The organism is Dehalobacterium formicoaceticum (assembly GCF_002224645.1).
Classification (GTDB): domain Bacteria; phylum Bacillota; class Dehalobacteriia; order Dehalobacteriales; family Dehalobacteriaceae; genus Dehalobacterium; species Dehalobacterium formicoaceticum.
Map to the genome: position 1 here is coordinate 2,671,580 of NZ_CP022121.1, position 17,352 is coordinate 2,688,931.

The window sequence follows — 17,352 nt, forward strand, 5'->3', positions numbered from 1 at the left end:
AGGTAGAAAATATGGTGCAATATCGGTCCGGTCGCTTATCGGAGGAATTCAAAAAAGAGATTGCTGATATTATTAAAAATGATGTGAAAGATCCCCGGGTGGGATTTGTTTCTGTTGTTTTTGTCGAAGTGTCAGGTGATATAAGGCATGCCAAGGTTTTTGTCAGTGTTTTAGGAGGTGAAAAAGCCGTGCAGGATTCCATGGCTGCCTTAAAAAGTGCCTCAGGCTTTATCCGCCGCGAAATCTCCAAACGCATTCAACTGCGATATACACCTGAAATCACCTTTGTTTATGATGATTCCATCGCGCACGGTGTCAAAATATCTAAAATCCTCGCCGATGTCCTGCCGGAAGAGGAAAAACCAGACGAGGAAAAAAATGAATAATCAACTTTCGGAAATCTTGGGCTTGATCAGGAGCCATGATTCTATCTTGATCACAGCCCATGTTTTACCTGACGGAGACAGTATCGGATCTTTGACAGGCTTTGGACTGGCTTTGGAAGCTGCAGGAAAAAAGGTTGAGATGGTGATGCAAGACCCGGTTCCCGCCATGTATCGTTTTTTAAGGGGTACCGAAAAAATTTCCTTGCCTCATCAACTTGGCTCAATACCTAAGCTCGTCATTTTTCTTGATTGCACCGACAGATCTCGGGCCGGGGTCGATTGGTCAGAACCTTACCTGCAGGATGTGCCCAGCATCAACATTGATCATCATGTGAGCAATAGCTTTTTTGCCTCCTATAATTTGGTGGATCCTCAAGCGGCAGCAACGGCAGAGATCGTTTACACCCTGGTTCGGGAACTGAGTATCGCCATCTCGGCAGATATTGCCTCTGCTTTATACACAGGTATTGTGATGGACACCGGATCCTTTCAATATGAAAGCACAACGCCCCATACTTTAAAAACAGCTGCTGCTTTATTAGAGCAAGGGGTACAGCTCTCATGTATCAAGGAGCATCTTTATGAGCAAAAATCCCTGAAAAATTATCATTTACTGGCGGAGGCTATTGGTAATATAAGCTTTGCTGCAGACGGTAAAATTGCCTGGACCTATCTGGATCAGGCTGTCATGAAAAGGCTGCAAGCCAAAGCAGAAGATTGTGAAGGTATTGTCAGTTATCCCATTTCCCTGGCAAATGTAAAAATCGGGTTATTTTTTCGCGAGTTAACAAACGGGGAAGTCAAAGTGGGATTGAGATGTCGTACCGGTTTTGATGTGAACAAGATTGCCCGTTCTTTTGGCGGCGGAGGACACCAATTAGCAGCCGGCTGTACTGTAGAAGGTCCTCTTCAGTCCGCCATTTTGCGTGTAATTACTGTGACAAATGAGATGATGGAGGCAAGATCATAGGTGGACGGTTTTATTAATGTATTGAAACCGCCGGGCATGACTTCTCACGATGTGGTTGGTTTTGTACGTAAAAAAATTCAGCAAAAGAAGGCAGGACATACCGGGACCCTGGATCCGGGAGTTGCCGGTGTACTTCCTGTTTGTGTGGGCAAGGCAACCCGTTTGTCGGAATATATCACAGATCAAACAAAAGGTTACCGGGGTGAAATCACCTTTGGCCGTGCCACCGACAGTCAGGATGCTTATGGCAGCGTTTTATGGGAAAAAGAATGTACCCATCTTCAATATGAAGACTTTTTGACCGTCCTTCCATCTTTTATCGGGCAAATTCAACAGCTGCCGCCGATGACATCTGCCGTTCGGGTAGAAGGGCAGCGGCTTTATGATTTGGCCCGTAAAGGGATTGAGGTGGAGAGGAAGCAGAAGAGTGTGATCATCCATTCCATTGATATCATCCATAAAGATTGGTCTTTGCCCCATCCAAAAGTAATTTTTGATGTTTCCTGTTCCAAAGGGACCTATATTCGTACCCTTTGCCATGACATTGGTATGAAGTTGGGTGTCGGCGCTTGTTTATCATTTCTGATCAGAACTAAAACAGCCGGATTTCAGATTCAAAATGCTTATACCCTGGAGGAAATATCATCTTTAGCGGCAGCCCGGGATGAAAGTTTCCTCTTGCCTATGGAAGCTGGCATTTCTTTTATTTCGGCCCTTGCCGTGGGACGAGAACAGGAAAAAGAGCTCCTGCACGGGAAATCTATTCTCTTGCCAAAGGATCATTATCAAATGGACCGAATCTATCAGGCACAAGGACCTGATCATAAGTTGATTGCCTTAGGCAGGATCATCATGGACGGGGCAGATGCTTTTATTTTTAAGCCCTTAAAGGTTTTGGGATAAACAAGACAGGCATCAGACAGAGTAAAAGCTCCACCGGACGCCAAAAACTCTGATTATGCCCACCGATGCTTGAAAATCGAAATACTTTAATAATACTGAATAAGTTTGACATAAGGGAGAGATTCTGAGTGAAAGTCATAAATAATTTAGCGGATTTTCCCAGAGAATCAAATTTTGTTGCCGTCGCCATGGGAAACTTTGATGGTGTCCACCGGGGTCATCAAAAATTAATTCAACAGATGGTCGCAAAAGCACATCAGGAAAACGGACTAGCAGTAGTTTTTACTTTTCACCCCCATCCATTGCTGGTTCTGAAAAAGAAAAACAATTTATTATTTTTGAACACTCAGGAAGAGAAGGAATGGCTTATCCGCAGTCTGGGTACGGATATTTATTTTCCTTTCCCTTTTGATCAAAAAATTGCCGAGATGATGCCGGAGAATTTTGTCAAAGATATCCTCATGGATGGCTTGGGAGCGAAAGCAATTTTTATCGGCTACAATTTTACTTTCGGACGCAAGGCAATGGGCGATCCTGAGTTATTAAAATCCCTATGCCCCTCTTATGGCTGTGAGGTAAACGTTGTCCCGGAAATAAAGATTGATGATATCCATGTCAGCAGTTCAAAGATCAGAAATTTTCTAAAAAAAGGAAACATTATTGAAGCCAATCGTTTTTTGGGATATCCATATAGCTTATCAGGTATGGTGGTGCCTGGGCAGCAATTAGGTCGAAAACTGGGATTTCCTACAGCTAATCTCAATATTATGCCCGGACTTCTGACTCCTGAAAAAGGGGTATATGCGGTCAAGGTTCAAGTCGGGGATCAGCTTTTTGATGGGGTGGCCAATGTAGGCAACCGGCCCACCATTGGAGATAATTTGCCGGAAAATGTTGAAGTGCATCTGCTCAATAAAAATTTGGATTTGTATGATCAAGAAATTCGTGTGTTTTTTATGGAAAAATTACGTGGGGAAAAAAAGTTTTCTGATCTTTCGGAACTCACCTTTCAGGTTCAGGCTGATATATCTGCTGCAGAAGAATATCTGCGTAATAGAAAGGATTGGAAAATAACTTGCCATCATAAATAAAATAAAGTATAATCTGTTTGTGTCGTTTTAATAACCGTAATCTAGGATTAGCGATTACTCCGACGCTCTTCTTGGATACGGTGATAAATAATAAAGGAGGTGAAGCAGCATGACCATGACTACAGAGAAGAAAAAGGAAATTATTGAAAAATTTCGGGCTCACGAAACAGATACCGGTTCCACCGAAGTACAAATTGCTATTTTAACGGAACGAATCAATCATCTGACAGAGCATTTGAAGATTCATAAAAAGGATCATCATTCTCGCAGAGGGTTATTAAAAATGGTTGGTCAGCGCAGAGGATTTTTAAACTATTTGAAAAAGAATAGTTTTGACAAATATCGTCAAATTCTTGAAGACCTTAACTTACGCAGGTAAATAAAGTGCAAGCTTGGCAAGAGCGGGTTAACCGCTCTTTGCTTTTTTATTTACAATTTTGTTTTTTTGCTTATAGGATTGGCATAAGAAGGAAATAATAGAATCAATGTCGAAGAATAGAATAATTGCTCGCTCCGGACAAAACAGTATCAAATGAACGAAAATTACAAAAAAACAGGAGGTTCAATAAGGCTTTTATGTTAAATAAGAATTTAAGAAAAAGTATTGAAATTGGTGGCAGGACCTTAACCCTGGAGACCGGTCGCATGGCAAAACAGGCCAGCGGCGCCGTTTTTACCGTTTACGGGGATACCATGGTTTTAGCTGCGGCGACGGGTGCTTCTGAACCGAGAGAAGGGATTGACTTTTTCCCCCTCACAGTTGATTATGAAGAAAGGCTTTATGCCGTCGGAAAGATTCCCGGTGGATTTATTAAACGGGAAGGGAGACCCAGCGAGAAGGCCATTTTAACATCACGCATCATTGATCGTCCGATCCGCCCATTGTTTCCCAAGGGATATCGCAATGACGTGCAGGTAGTCACCACGGTTTTATCTGTGGATCAGGATAATCCTCCGGATATGACTGCCTTAAATGGTGCCTCTGCAGCACTCCATGTTTCTCACATTCCTTTTTTGGGTCCCATTGGCGCTGTCATTGTGGGGCGCATTGACGGAAAATTAATTATTAACCCCACTGTGGATGAAGCAGCCAAAAGTGATATGCATATTGCCGTAGCCGGTACCAGAGATGCTGTTAATATGGTGGAAGCCAGTGCCCTTGAGGTTCCGGAAGAAGAAATCCTGGCGGCAATCATGTTTGGCCATGAAGAAATTAAAAGAATCGTCGACTTTATTGAGGAATTCCGGCGCGAAGCTCTTGCCTTGGGATTAGCAAAGGAAAAGGTTGAGTTTGTTCCGCCCATGCCTTCGGAAGAACTGGAACAAAGTGTTCGTTCCGTGGCGATCGATCAGTTTACGGAAGCAGTACATAAATGCGCTGCGGAAAAAATGATCAAATCAGATCGTGAGCAATACTTAAAAGCGATTAAAAGTAACATCATTGCTCAATTCGAAGAGGAATATCCTGAAGATCTCAAGATGATCGCCGGGTTGGCAGATAAGTTTGAAAAAGAAGTGGTGCGTCGTATCATTGCCCGAGAAAAAATCAGAATTGACGGCAGACAAATTACGGAAGTGCGTCCCATTGAAGTGGAGGTTAGCGTGCTCAGCCGAACCCATGGTTCATCCTTGTTTACGAGAGGACAAACCCAGATCTTGAATGTCTGTACCCTTGGAGCTGTGGGTGACGAACAGATTCTTGACGGACTCGGGGTGGAGGAATCCAAGAGATACATGCATCATTATAACTTCCCTCCTTACAGCGTCGGGGAAGCACGGCCTATTCGGGGACCGGGACGCCGGGAAATCGGACATGGGGCTTTGGCGGAAAGGGCTTTAGAACCAGTGATACCTTCCGAAGATGAATTTCCTTATACGATTCGCTTAGTATCAGAAGCCATAGAATCCAACGGTTCCACCTCCATGGGGAGTGTTTGCGGCAGTACTCTTTCTCTAATGGATGCCGGAGTACCGATCAAAGCACCTGTGGCCGGTGTTGCCATGGGCTTAATTAAAGATGAAGATCATATCACGGTTTTAACTGATATTCAGGGCATGGAAGATGCTTTAGGCGATATGGATTTTAAAGTGGCAGGAACTGCCGAAGGTGTTACCGCTATTCAGATGGATATCAAAATTACCGGTATTGACCAGGAGGTGCTTAGCCGGGCTCTGGCGCAAGCAAAAGACGGACGCATGCATATCTTAGGTAAAATGCTGGAGGTTATCAGTAAACCAAAGACTGAACTCTCGCCTTATGCACCACGGATCATTAAGGCTCAAATTCATCCGGATAAAATCAGAGAAGTCATCGGGGCCGGAGGGAAAATCATTAAAAAAATCATTGAAGAAACAGGTGCAAAAATTGATATTGAAGACGATGGCCGGATCTTTATCGCCAGTGTTGACGGCGTAAACGGCGATAAAGCCCTGGAGATTATTGAATCCATTACGAAGGATGTGGAAGTGGGCCGGATTTATGACGGCAAGGTCGTGAAAATAATGGACTTTGGGGCCTTCGTGGAAATCGTTCCCGGTGTTCTCGACTTGCCGGGAAAAGAAGGAATGGTTCATATCTCCCAGTTGTCAGACAAAAGGGTGGAAAAGGTTACTGATGTGGTGAAAGAAGGAGATCCCATCAGGGTTAAGGTGATTGGTATTGATAACCAGGGTCGGGTCAAACTTTCCAGGAAAGAAGTTATTAAAGAAGAAACAAAATAAATTGTAATGCCAAAGAAAGCACCGAGGGTGCTTTTTTACTTTGCCTCCTCAATGAATTTTTCATCACCCCCACATCTTTCCTTAAAGAATCAACATATATTGTTCAAGGGATGAATATCTTAAAACAAAAATCCTTATCAGCACGGAATGTAATCTGACAATATCTTAGCAAGGATAAAAATGGGGGAGAAAGGATTGAGAATTTATTACATTACGAGAAGGAACTTTGCACAAAAAATAATTTTGGGCTTGTTGATGATACTGGTATGCGCGTTCATCATCCACTATATTTATGGAAATTTAACGGTACCTACCACAGAAATATCGCCTATATATCAGGGTAACTCCGGTCAAAAAGTAATGAGCTTTGCCATCAATGTAGACTGGGGAGAAGAGTATCTTCCAGAAATGATAAAAATCATGGATCAGCAAAAGATTAAATGCACTTTTTTTTTGACAGGACGATGGACAGAGAAGTTCCCTGAAATGGCGCAGCTGATTGCCGATCATGGTCATGAAATTGGCAATCATGGGTATAAACATGATAGTCCAAATCAGATGTCTTTAGAAAATCTCCAGGGTGATATTCAAAAAAGTGCCCAGATTATTAGAAAAGCCACAGGAAAAGATACCATGCTTTATGCACCGCCCTCCGGAGAGCGGGAAGACCATGTGATTAAAGCAGCCCATGAATTAGGTTATCAGACAGTTTTATGGAGTATTGATACCATCGACTGGAAACGTCCTTCCTCTGATGTTATTGTTGCAAAAATTTTGGATAAAGCGCATAATGGAGCTATTGTACTGATGCATCCAACTGAACCGACGGTGCAAGCACTGTCTGAAGTGATTCCCAATCTCATCAGCCAGGGGTATCGTTTAGTCACCGTATCTGATAATATTAAATAGAAGAGAGGAAAATAACGCTTCTCATCAGAAGAAGTGCTATTCAAAGATAAATAAAGAAAACTTGGCTTACGCCAAGCCGTAGGCTTAGGCGCGCCAGAATTTCTTGCATTGAGTTTTTTGCAATGCTTAGAAATTCCAGTCCTTTAGGGGAAGCCTTAGTTGCACTTATACTTTCAACCTTTAAAATTTATACTTTCTGAAAGTAGATCAAAGATTCACGGTATTGATTCAGATGAAGAGAAGTTATTGAGGGAGGCAAATATGCTGTATAAAGACAACCTGGCTAATGGCATCCGTGTGATCACAGAGGAAATTCCTTTCGTACATTCGGTATCCATCGGAATCTGGGTCGGAACAGGTTCCAGACATGAAGAGGGTGCGGATCATGGAATTTCCCATTTTTTAGAACACATGTTGTTTAAAGGTACAAAAAATAGGACGGCCAAACAAATTGCAGAAAGTTTAGAAATTGTGGGCGGGCAAATTAATGCCTTTACCTCCAAAGAATATACCTGCTATTATGCCAAGGTTTTAAATGACCATTTTGATTTGGCGCTTGATGTGTTAGCCGATATGTTCCTAAATTCTCTTTTTACCCTTGAGGATTTAGAAAAGGAAAGAAATGTGATTTTGGAAGAAATTAAGATGTATGAGGATACACCGGATGAGTTGGTGCATGATGTGTACACCAAAACAGTCTGGCAAGAAGATCCTTTGGGTCAGTCCATTATCGGCACCGTTAATTCCGTAGAAGAAATTTCCCGGGAACAGTTGGTTTCTTATTATCAAAATCACTACGTGCCCCAGAATGTCGTTATTGCTGTGGCCGGCAATATCAAACGGGATTTGGTTTTAAAGGGTGCTGAAACCTTATTTTCTAAATTAAAGGGAAATAAGGTGCCCAAAATTATTACCATTCCTCAATCCTTTAATGAAAATGCTTTCGTCTATAAAGAGATTGAACAAATGCATTTGTGCTTGGGATTTCCCGGTATTCCCAGCTTGGATGATGATATCTATGCCCTGACTGTACTTAATAATGTCCTGGGCGGCGGACTCAGTTCCCGCTTATTTCAAAAGGTGCGGGAAGAAAGAGGATTATCATACAGCATTTATTCCTTTCACTCCGGTTTTTCCAATTCAGGATTGTTTGGCATTTATGCCGGAACCAGTGCTCAAAATGCACCGGAAGTAGTGGAGATCATCTTAGAACAGATTGACGATATCAAAAACCGGGGGATCACGAAAGAAGAATTGGCCAACACCAAGGAGCATATCAAGGGTACGATGCTTTTAAGTTTGGAAAATGTGGGTAATCGCATGAACCGTCTTGGAAAATCGGAAATTTGTTACGACCGGATTATCACTCCGGAAGAGGTGGTAAACAGCGTATTACAAGTTACCAATGAAGACGTAGCTCAGATTGCTCATAAACTATTTGTTAAAGAAAAACTGGTGATTGCTGCAGTGGGAGCAGAAAAGCCTCAGCTTAATCTATAACAATTGACCCAGCCGGGCCATTAGCAAGGTGGAAATTCCATGACTGTAAAGATTAATATTTCATATTGTGATCATTATCAGGGACTTCCCAAACCTGTGTATCAGACGACCGCTTCTTCCGGCCTGGACCTGTTGGCTGCAGTAAGGGAAGACCTTATTATCGAACCCGGGGCCTATCAATTGGTTCCTGCCGGGATCAAGATTGAACTTCCTTGTGATTTTGAAGCACAGGTTCGACCGCGCAGCGGCTTGGCATTAAATCACGGTATTACCGTATTAAATTCACCGGGCACCATTGATGCAGATTATCGGGGAGAAATCCAGGTGCTATTAATTAATTTTGGCCGGGAGCGGTTTGTCATTTCCCGGGGTATGCGCATTGCCCAATTAGTAATCGGAAAAGTAACACGGGTAGAGCTTCTCGAGAAAGCAGTTTTGGATGAAACCATAAGAAATGAGGGTGGTTTTGGGCATACAGGACTGTAATGTCTAAAAGCAAATAAAAAAAACAGGCATAACCGACATAAATAAAGCATATAATTTTATAACAATCGAAGAAAAGGTGATCGTTATGAGATTAAGTGAATTAGTCGGAAAAAAAATTGTCAATGTTTATGATGGAGAAATCTTAGGTACCATCGGAGATTCAGACTTAGTGATTGACCCCTTTTCCGGAGGCATAGAATCCATCATCCTGCCCAATAAAAGTCATCTCTTAAATTTATGGTTTCAGAAACAGCAGCTTATCATTCCCTGGGAGTCCGTAAAAAAAGTCGGTTCAGAAGTAGTTGTTGTTGATCTTGATGAATCTCATGGGAGGATGTGGTAAGGGAATTTAATCCCCATGTCAGATTGCATCGCGAGCCAAGGTTTGTTTGTACATGCCTGTGCATTCATACCTTGGCTATTTATTTTACCTGAAGGGCTTCTTCGGTCTGAAGGCAGGATTTTTTTTTGTAAAATGGAATATAACTAGTGATAGAATCTTATAGGAGGTTGTGATAAAAATGACGGAAAAATATCGGATCATACTAACGGGTGCCGGCGGCAAAATGGGCAAGGATATTTTAGCAGGAATTATGAAAGAACCTGATATTCAAGTGGTGGGCGCAGTTGATTTTAAGATGATCGGCAAAGATATTGGATTTTATGCCGGGGAAGAAGCTATTAACGTTACGATTCAGGACAAGCTGGAACAAGTAATTATTGATACAAAACCACAAATTATGATTGATTTCACCAATCCCCAGGCTGTGATGAAAAACATTCGCACAGCCTTATCTCATAAAGTTGCATCTGTCGTAGGCACAACAGGCTTAACCTCGCATGATGTGGAAGAATTAGCAGAACTGACAGAAAAACATCAGACCCCTGTTTTTATTGCCCCGAACTTTGCTCTGGGTGCGGTCTTGATGATGCGTTTTGCCCAAGAGGCCGGCAAATATTTTCCTCACGTTGAAGTGATTGAAAAACATCATGATCAAAAAATGGACGCTCCTTCCGGTACCGCCTTGAAAACGATGGAGATGATTGCAGAAAGCAGAAAAGAGATGCATCAGGGCGCCAGTCACGAATTTGAAAAAATACCTGGCAGTCGTGGGGGTTATTATCAAGGGATGCGTGTCCATAGTGTGCGGCTGCCCGGACTCATCGCCCATCAGGAAGTCATCTTTGGCGGGCAAGGGCAAACACTGACCATTCGACATGATTCTCTAAGCAGAGATTCCTTTGTCCCCGGCGTGTTATTAGCGATAAGAAACATTTTAAATATGAAGGGAGTTGTATACGGTTTAGAGAAATTGCTTTGGTAAAAAACTACATATCTTTCAGGCACCTCTAATATTGACCAATCATATATTATAACTAGCTAAGCTGGTAACCTTATCCGAGAGGAGGTAAGGAAATGGATATCCCTGCAAAAAAATGTCTGGCTGTGTTGGGCGGAGATGAACGGGAAATTATCCTGATCAAGTTATTGTTGGAGCAAGGATATGAAATAAAAACATTTGGTTTACCAAAGAACCTTTTGCCTTCCCGCATACATAATTGCACTACCTGCCGGGAGGCCGTTAACAATGCTGAAGGAGTAATTCTTCCCATGCCGGGGGTTAATGATCTGGGCATTCTCTACACCAAATTGCACCAGGAGAAAATAACCATCTCTCGGGAGGATCTGGCTGGCATCAAAGAACATGTCCCTGTTTTGGTAGGCCGGGCATCTTGCTATTTAAAAGAATTAGCTGCATCCCTGGGCTTTTTTCTAATTGAGGTGGCGGAGTTAGATGAGATTGCCATTCCCAATGCTGTTCCCACAGCAGAAGGAGCCATTCAATTGGCGATGGAAAAAACGCCCATGACGATCCACGGTTCACGGGCTTTGGTTATCGGATATGGCAGAATTGGCGAGGCATTGGCGATACGCTTGAAATGTTTAGGGGCAAAGGTTACGGTTTGCGCGAGAAATAAAATTCAATTAGCTAAATGCCACAGTCTTGCTTATGATACAAAAACCTTAGCCGAATTATCCGATGATGTTCATCTCGAAGATCTAATCTTTAATACTGTTCCGGCCTTAATCATCAATGAACAGGTTTTGCAGCAGGTCAAAAAAGAAGTATGGATCATTGATCTGGCATCACATCCCGGAGGCACGGATTTTGAGGCAGCAAAAAGATTAGGTATCTCAGCTGTTTTGGCTCCGGGATTGCCCGGCAAAGTTGCGCCCCTCACTGCAGGCAGGATTTTAGCGGAGGCCTATCCAGGCATCCTTGCAACTCATCATTAAAAGGTTGGTCTTTGGTATTTTTCGGGAGGTGCTTTTATGCGTTTGAAGGATAAAAAAATCGGCTTTGCCCTGACTGGTTCCCATTGTACCATTGAGAAAGTCATTAAGGAAATCGAAAGGTTGATTCATGAAGAAGGGGCAGAGGTTTATCCAATTATATCCCATGCGGTGGATAGTATGGATACTCGTTTTGGCACCGCAGCCCACTGGAAAGAAGCTTTGGAAAAAACTACCCAAAACAAAGTTATTACAACCATTGTTGGAGCGGAACCCATCGGTCCAAAAAATTTGCTGGATGTTTTGGTAATTGCTCCATGCACAGGGAACACCATGGCAAAGCTGGCCCATGGCATCACCGATAGTACGGTCTTAATGGCAGCAAAAGCGACATTAAGAAACCAGAATCCTGTGGTTGTGGCAATCTCAACCAACGACGGTCTGGGCTTTGCTGCCTGTAATTTAGGGATATTACTAAATTCGAAGAACATCTATTTTGTACCTTTCGGTCAAGACAATCCTGCCGGAAAATCTAATTCTTTAGTTGCACATATGAGCAAAATCGCCGATACCGTGGTGGGCAGTTTGCAGGGAAAACAAATACAGCCTGTCTTAGTTCAATATGAAGAAGCCTGTTGTTAATGGGCCGGAAACTTGGCGTCAGCCAAGTTTGTTTTCTATTCATCTATCGATAAGCATCTAATGGTAAAAACCCGGACTAAAGTCAAAAACTCTGTTTCTGGACATAATAATCAAAGACCTTGGATATTGAGGCTTGAAGTATCGTGAAAATGGAAGACAGAGGTGAAAAGATGAGGGTTCTGGTACAAAAATTTGGCGGAACTTCCCTCTCTACCGAAGAACAAAGAAAACTTGTCATCAAAAAAATCAGCGCGGCAATCGGAGATGGGAATCAAGTTGTCGCAGTTGTTTCTGCGATGGGAAGAAGGGGTGCGGCATATGCTACGGATACCCTGAAAGATCTGGTTCCTGACGCCAAGATCCTTTCCAAAAAAGATTTAGACCTATTAATGTCCTGCGGTGAGATTATTTCCAGCGTTGTTTTGGTCAGTGAATTGGCTGCCGCAGGTATTCAGGCTGCTTGTTTAACTGGTGGTCAGGCGGGTATTATCACCGATGATAGCTATAACGATGCCCGCATTGTCCGGGTAAACCCGGTTGAGATTTATCGGGAACTGGAAAAAAATCAGGTTGTGATCGTAGCAGGTTTCCAAGGGATGACAGAAGAAGGTCAGATCACAACCCTGGGCCGGGGGGGAAGCGATACCACTGCTGCGGCCCTGGGAGCGGCCCTGAAAGCCCATCGTATTGATATCTATACCGATGTGGATGGTGTTAAAACTGCCGATCCCAAAATTGTCAATAATGCAAAAACTCTGGAAAGGATTACCTATAACGAAATCTGCCAATTGGCTCATGAAGGAGCGAAGGTGATTCATCCCCGGGCCGTTGAAATTGCCATGCAAGCCAATGTTCCTTTAAGGGTGCTCAGCACTTTTCTGGATGGGAACGGCACTATGGTGGCAAATGGCGCCGCCGGTGATACCGTCACAGACAGCATCAATGATAACACGATTACGGGAATTACCCAAAAAACGAATGTATCTCAGTTAATTATTCATAACCCGGCGAAGGATCAACATGTTTCCCAGCAGGTTTTTAAAGTGCTGGCAGCAAATGAAATCAGCGTAGATTTTATTACGATCAATGAAACAGAAACCATATTTACTGTCAGGGATGATGTCTCTGCCCGGGCAATCTCGCTGATTCAGGATCTGGGTCTGGAAATCAGCACTCATCTCAACTGTGCCAAAGTGGCCGCAGTCGGGGCTGGGATGACAGGAATTCCAGGTGTCATGTCGAAAATTGTGGAAGCATTGACAGAGAAAAATATCAGAATACTGCAATCCGCCGACTCATATACCAGCATTTGGTGCTTGGTACCCCAATCGGATATGGAAGAAGCCGTTCGTGCCTTACATGAGAAGTTTAATTTAGGATGAGGTGAAAATATGAATTTTGGTTCAGTGATCACCGCCATGGTCACCCCTTTTGACCAAAATGGCAGCGTGCATTTTGATCAGGCTCAGAAATTTGCCCAATATTTATTGGAAAATGGATCTGATTCCCTGGTTATTTCTGGAACAACCGGTGAATCCCCCACCCTGAACTTTGAGGAAAAGCTAACCTTATTTTCCCGTGTGAAAGAAGGGATCGCCGGGAAAGGTGCCATCATTGCAGGAACGGGTTGTAATGATACCAAAGAAACCATTCAATTATCGGAGGCGGCAGCCAAAGTAGGCGTGGACGGTTTGCTTCTGGTGGTCCCTTATTATAACAAACCCACCCAGGAAGGCCTCTATCAACACTTTAAGGCGGTCGCAGAGAGTGTCAGCATCCCAATTATGCTTTATAATATTCCCACCAGAACCGGGTGCAATTTGCTGCCCAGGACTGTACAAAGATTGGCAGAAATAGAGAACATCGTTGCTATTAAGGAAGCGGCGGGAAATATGGATCAGGTTTCAGAGCTCAGAAAATTGACGGGGGAAGATTTTGCGATTTATTCCGGAGATGATTCTGCCACATTACCCATGCTTTCCCTGGGTGGTGCAGGGGTTGTCAGTGTGGCGGCTCAGTTAGCAGGGAAGCAAATCAAACAAATGATCGAATTATTTAAGTCCGGTCACTCTCAGAAAGCTCTGGAGATCCACCTGCAACTTTTTGATTTGTTCAAAGGGATATTTGTTACCACCAATCCTGTACCTATCAAAACGGCATTAAATATGTTAGGATGGAATGTAGGCGGCTTTCGGCTTCCTTTGACGGAAGCAACAGCAGAAGAACAAGGTTTTATTAAACAGCTGTTAAAACAATACAAATTACTAAAATAATTTATGGATTCTTCTAGCAAGAATGGCAATAATATATTATGTTTATGTTATAATATAATTTGGTGCACGGAATTTTTATGGATTATGATTTTTATCCCAAGGTTTAACTATTCATTTCAATCCTATAACAGGAAAAAGTGATAAACAATCTTTGGATAACAATATAAGAGCAGCAGTTGATCTTGCAGGTCTTCTGCTGCCAAAATTTTTTAATAAAGGAGGTGGACAAATGGTAGATAAAAATGCAAAGATATCCTTGATACCGTTAGGCGGTCTCGGTGAAGTCGGGAAAAATATGACAGTGATCAAGTACGAAGAAAACATGATTGTAATTGATGCTGGTTTGATGTTTCCAGAAGATGAAATGCTAGGTGTGGATATGGTCATTCCGGATTACACCTATCTGTTGGAAAATAAAGAACAAGTAAAAGCAATTATCCTGACCCACGGGCATGAAGATCACATTGGCGCACTACCATATGTTTTAAAAGATTTGGATGTACCGGTTTATGGAACAAAATTAACCTTAGGTCTACTTGAAGGGAAGTTAAAAGAACATCACGTTACCGCAACTTTGAATGTGGTGAAACCAAGAGATATATTAAAAATCGAACCTTTTAAGGTTGAATTTATCAAGGTAAGCCACAGCATTGCCGATGCAGTGGCGGTGGCTGTGCATACGCCCTTAGGCATCATTCTTCATACCGGAGACTTTAAGATTGATATGACGCCGATTGACGGAGAGCCTGTAGATTTTCATAAATTTGCTGCTTTAGGGGAACGGGGCGTACTGCTGATGATGTCGGACAGCACCAACGTGGAACGCTTGGGTTACACCCAATCAGAACGATCTGTGGGAGAGACCTTTGATGAAACCTTCAGACAGGCAAAAGGCAGAATTATTCTCGCTTCTTTTGCCTCCAACGTTCATCGGGTTCAACAAGCCATCTGGGCTGCAGCCAAATATAATCGCAAAGTGGCCGTAATCGGGCGCAGCATGGTAAATGTGGTCAACGTTGCCTCTGAACTGGGTTATTTGAAAATACCCAAAAATACTCTGATTGAAATTGATGAAGTTGATCAGGTACCAGGTAACCGGGTCGTGATTTTGACAACGGGAAGTCAAGGTGAGCCGATGTCAGGTTTGACAAGAATGGCTATGGGGGATCATCGGCAGATTCATATTGTGCCGGGGGATACCATTATTATTTCAGCAGTGCCTATTCCCGGCAATGAAAAATCTGTTGCCCGTTCCATCGACCATCTGTTTAAACTGGGTGCTGATGTGATTTATGAATCGATAGCCGGCATTCACGTATCCGGGCATGCCAGCCAGGAGGAGCTTAAGCTCATGATTAATATCGTGAAACCAAAGTTCTTTGTGCCTGTCCATGGTGAATACCGCATGCTTTATAAACATGCCAAATTAGCCGAACAAATGGGCATTCCGGCGGAAAATATTTTCATCGGTGAAAATGGACAAGTCATTGATTTTACCAAGAAAAAAGGACAACTGGCCGGTAAAGTTCAAGCAGGCAGAGTTTTAGTAGATGGACTTGGTGTGGGTGATGTAGGCAATGTGGTGCTAAAAGACCGTAAACAATTATCTCAAGACGGGATTGTGATTATTACCCTTACCGTGGACAAGGCGTCCGGCACAGTTGCCGCCGGACCTGATCTTGTATCCCGAGGTTTTGTTTATGTAAAAGAATCAGAAAAACTGATGGAGGATGCCCGAAGAAAAATCTTATCCGTTATAGAAAAGTATGATCAGGAAAAAATTAAGGATTGGTCCAATCTAAAATCTTCCATCCGGGATACCCTGGGCAAATATTTATACGAAAAAACAAAAAGAAAACCGATGATTATTCCCATTATCAGTGAAATGTAATAAAATTTTAATTAAGAATACGCAGTGGAGACACTGTGTATTTTTTTTCTTCATTCTTCTCATACTAGATCTAAAGCATGAGAAGGAGTGAAGTAAAAAATGGAAGAACCTACGATTGAACCTCAAGAAAATGACCAATCTCCAGAAAAAGCAGATTTGATTACGGAGCTGGGACAAACTCAATTACCGGTATCAAAAAGTAATATTCATGTAATTACTATTGTGGGTCAGGTGGAAGGTCATTTGGTCATGCCTCCGCAAAATAAGACGACAAAATATGAACATATTATTCCTCAACTGGTTGCGGTGGAACAAAACCCGGATATTGAAGGTCTCATGATCATATTAAATACGGTAGGTGGTGACGTTGAAGCAGGTTTGGCCATTGCGGAAATGATCAGTAGTTTATCTAAGCCTACTGTTTCTTTAGTTTTAGGCGGGGGACACAGCATCGGTGTTCCCATTGCCGTAGCGGCAGACTATTCCTTCATTGCCCATTCCGCAACGATGACCATTCACCCGATTCGTTTAACAGGATTAGTGATTGGTGTGCAGCAAAGCTTTGACTATTTGGATAAGATGCAGGATCGTGTGATTAATTTTATCACAGCAAATTCCCGGATGGATGAAAGTAATTTTAGAAAACTCATGACGACAACAGGTGAATTGGCTCGGGATGTGGGCACAATTGTCGTGGGTAAAGAAGCGGTCAAGCTGGGTCTGATCGATGAAGTAGGTGGTGTCGGAGAAGCAATTAGGAAAATGAACTCTTTGATTGAAGAAAACACTACAAAAAATGTCGAGGTGCATTAAATTGTTATGGACCATTATGCCGGAAGAAATGATTTTAGAAGGTTATGATCAGAAACGGGAATACCAGGTAAAAAAATTCATGGGGCGAGATTTCATTGTCGAGTCTGGTGAAAACAATCAGGATGTGATTGTCCAGTTGCTCAGTACAGATCCTAATGATTTTCTAAAACAATCTTTTGGGCCTGGAAATGGATTCCATTAATCTAGGTCAACATTTTCAGATCAATGAAAGAATATCCGTCCGAATGAGGAGCATCTTTCAGAAAGTACAAAAGAAAACTTTCTTAATGCAGGCTGACCTGTATAAGAAAGTTTTCTTTATACTTTCAAAGGATATAAATTTTAAAGGTTGAGTGCAATTAGGTAATCCCAAGTTACCAGCAGGGTGTAATGGATGCATTTCATTAATATATTAGTGAAATGATAGAAAAGATAAGAGACGCATGTTATAATTATATGGTATAATTATTT

The 17,352-nt window shown here is 42.5% G+C and carries 18 protein-coding genes; all 18 read left to right on the top strand.

Annotation, left to right across the window (positions count from 1 at the left end; translation table 11 throughout):
• Positions 1-11 precede the first annotated feature (11 nt).
• Positions 12-386: a 30S ribosome-binding factor RbfA gene (rbfA, locus tag CEQ75_RS12895; RefSeq protein WP_089611236.1), complete on the top strand. Its 375-nt coding sequence runs from the start codon at positions 12-14 to the stop codon at positions 384-386.
• Entirely contained in the window at positions 379-1,356 is a 978-nt protein-coding gene (locus tag CEQ75_RS12900; protein WP_198306539.1) for a DHH family phosphoesterase, read from the top strand. The genes rbfA and CEQ75_RS12900 overlap by 8 nt, the downstream gene beginning before the upstream one ends.
• On the top strand, positions 1,357-2,259 hold the full coding sequence (gene truB, locus CEQ75_RS12905; protein ID WP_089611241.1) for a tRNA pseudouridine(55) synthase TruB: 903 nt from the start codon (positions 1,357-1,359) through the stop codon (positions 2,257-2,259).
• Positions 2,260-2,387: 128 nt separating this feature from the next.
• Entirely contained in the window at positions 2,388-3,350 is a 963-nt protein-coding gene (locus CEQ75_RS12910; protein ID WP_089611243.1) for a bifunctional riboflavin kinase/FAD synthetase, read from the top strand.
• Positions 3,351-3,459: 109 nt separating this feature from the next.
• Entirely contained in the window at positions 3,460-3,729 is a 270-nt protein-coding gene (gene rpsO / locus CEQ75_RS12915; RefSeq protein WP_157677463.1) for a 30S ribosomal protein S15, read from the top strand.
• 197 nt (positions 3,730-3,926) lie between these two features.
• Positions 3,927-6,071, top strand: a complete 2,145-nt coding sequence (locus CEQ75_RS12920; RefSeq protein ID WP_089611245.1) for a polyribonucleotide nucleotidyltransferase — start codon at positions 3,927-3,929, stop codon at positions 6,069-6,071.
• Positions 6,072-6,266: 195 nt separating this feature from the next.
• Entirely contained in the window at positions 6,267-6,980 is a 714-nt protein-coding gene (locus CEQ75_RS12925) for a polysaccharide deacetylase family protein (protein ID WP_157677464.1), read from the top strand.
• Positions 6,981-7,241: 261 nt separating this feature from the next.
• Positions 7,242-8,480, top strand: coding sequence for a M16 family metallopeptidase (locus CEQ75_RS12930; protein WP_089611249.1), 1,239 nt, complete (start codon positions 7,242-7,244; stop codon positions 8,478-8,480).
• A gap of 39 nt (positions 8,481-8,519) precedes the next feature.
• On the top strand, positions 8,520-8,966 hold the full coding sequence (dut, locus tag CEQ75_RS12935) for a dUTP diphosphatase (RefSeq protein ID WP_089611251.1): 447 nt from the start codon (positions 8,520-8,522) through the stop codon (positions 8,964-8,966).
• Between the two features lie 85 nt (positions 8,967-9,051).
• Complete coding sequence (locus CEQ75_RS12940) at positions 9,052-9,309, top strand: YlmC/YmxH family sporulation protein (protein ID WP_089611253.1); 258 nt, start codon at positions 9,052-9,054, stop codon at positions 9,307-9,309.
• 178 nt (positions 9,310-9,487) lie between these two features.
• On the top strand, positions 9,488-10,291 hold the full coding sequence (gene dapB / locus CEQ75_RS12945; protein ID WP_089611255.1) for a 4-hydroxy-tetrahydrodipicolinate reductase: 804 nt from the start codon (positions 9,488-9,490) through the stop codon (positions 10,289-10,291).
• A 92-nt stretch (positions 10,292-10,383) separates the two neighbouring features.
• Positions 10,384-11,265: a dipicolinate synthase subunit DpsA gene (gene dpsA, locus CEQ75_RS12950; RefSeq protein WP_089611257.1), complete on the top strand. Its 882-nt coding sequence runs from the start codon at positions 10,384-10,386 to the stop codon at positions 11,263-11,265.
• Positions 11,266-11,301: 36 nt separating this feature from the next.
• Positions 11,302-11,904, top strand: coding sequence for a dipicolinate synthase subunit B (locus CEQ75_RS12955; RefSeq protein ID WP_089611259.1), 603 nt, complete (start codon positions 11,302-11,304; stop codon positions 11,902-11,904).
• Positions 11,905-12,074: 170 nt separating this feature from the next.
• A complete protein-coding gene (gene dapG, locus CEQ75_RS12960; protein WP_089612632.1) occupies positions 12,075-13,286 on the top strand; it encodes an aspartate kinase in 1,212 nt (403 codons plus the stop codon).
• 9 nt (positions 13,287-13,295) lie between these two features.
• Positions 13,296-14,177: a 4-hydroxy-tetrahydrodipicolinate synthase gene (dapA, locus tag CEQ75_RS12965; RefSeq protein WP_089611261.1), complete on the top strand. Its 882-nt coding sequence runs from the start codon at positions 13,296-13,298 to the stop codon at positions 14,175-14,177.
• Positions 14,178-14,406: 229 nt separating this feature from the next.
• Positions 14,407-16,068: a ribonuclease J gene (locus CEQ75_RS12970; RefSeq protein ID WP_089611262.1), complete on the top strand. Its 1,662-nt coding sequence runs from the start codon at positions 14,407-14,409 to the stop codon at positions 16,066-16,068.
• Positions 16,069-16,167: 99 nt separating this feature from the next.
• Positions 16,168-16,881: a ClpP family protease gene (locus tag CEQ75_RS12975; RefSeq protein WP_089611264.1), complete on the top strand. Its 714-nt coding sequence runs from the start codon at positions 16,168-16,170 to the stop codon at positions 16,879-16,881.
• A 1-nt stretch (position 16,882) separates the two neighbouring features.
• Positions 16,883-17,083, top strand: coding sequence for a YlzJ-like family protein (locus tag CEQ75_RS12980; protein WP_157677465.1), 201 nt, complete (start codon positions 16,883-16,885; stop codon positions 17,081-17,083).
• Positions 17,084-17,352 lie beyond the last annotated feature (269 nt).

Excerpts from the sequence above, each read along its gene's own strand:
- rbfA (WP_089611236.1), top strand. The coding sequence starts at position 12 with ATGGTGCAATATCGGTCCGGTCGCTTATCGGAGGAATTCAAAAAAGAG.
- CEQ75_RS12900 (WP_198306539.1), top strand. The coding sequence starts at position 379 with ATGAATAATCAACTTTCGGAAATCTTGGGCTTGATCAGGAGCCATGAT.
- rpsO (WP_157677463.1), top strand. The coding sequence starts at position 3,460 with ATGACCATGACTACAGAGAAGAAAAAGGAAATTATTGAAAAATTTCGG.
- CEQ75_RS12920 (WP_089611245.1), top strand. The coding sequence starts at position 3,927 with ATGTTAAATAAGAATTTAAGAAAAAGTATTGAAATTGGTGGCAGGACC.
- CEQ75_RS12930 (WP_089611249.1), top strand. The coding sequence starts at position 7,242 with ATGCTGTATAAAGACAACCTGGCTAATGGCATCCGTGTGATCACAGAG.
- dut (WP_089611251.1), top strand. The coding sequence starts at position 8,520 with ATGACTGTAAAGATTAATATTTCATATTGTGATCATTATCAGGGACTT.
- CEQ75_RS12940 (WP_089611253.1), top strand. The coding sequence starts at position 9,052 with ATGAGATTAAGTGAATTAGTCGGAAAAAAAATTGTCAATGTTTATGAT.
- dapB (WP_089611255.1), top strand. The coding sequence starts at position 9,488 with ATGACGGAAAAATATCGGATCATACTAACGGGTGCCGGCGGCAAAATG.
- dpsA (WP_089611257.1), top strand. The coding sequence starts at position 10,384 with ATGGATATCCCTGCAAAAAAATGTCTGGCTGTGTTGGGCGGAGATGAA.
- CEQ75_RS12955 (WP_089611259.1), top strand. The coding sequence starts at position 11,302 with ATGCGTTTGAAGGATAAAAAAATCGGCTTTGCCCTGACTGGTTCCCAT.
- dapG (WP_089612632.1), top strand. The coding sequence starts at position 12,075 with ATGAGGGTTCTGGTACAAAAATTTGGCGGAACTTCCCTCTCTACCGAA.
- dapA (WP_089611261.1), top strand. The coding sequence starts at position 13,296 with ATGAATTTTGGTTCAGTGATCACCGCCATGGTCACCCCTTTTGACCAA.
- CEQ75_RS12970 (WP_089611262.1), top strand. The coding sequence starts at position 14,407 with ATGGTAGATAAAAATGCAAAGATATCCTTGATACCGTTAGGCGGTCTC.
- CEQ75_RS12975 (WP_089611264.1), top strand. The coding sequence starts at position 16,168 with ATGGAAGAACCTACGATTGAACCTCAAGAAAATGACCAATCTCCAGAA.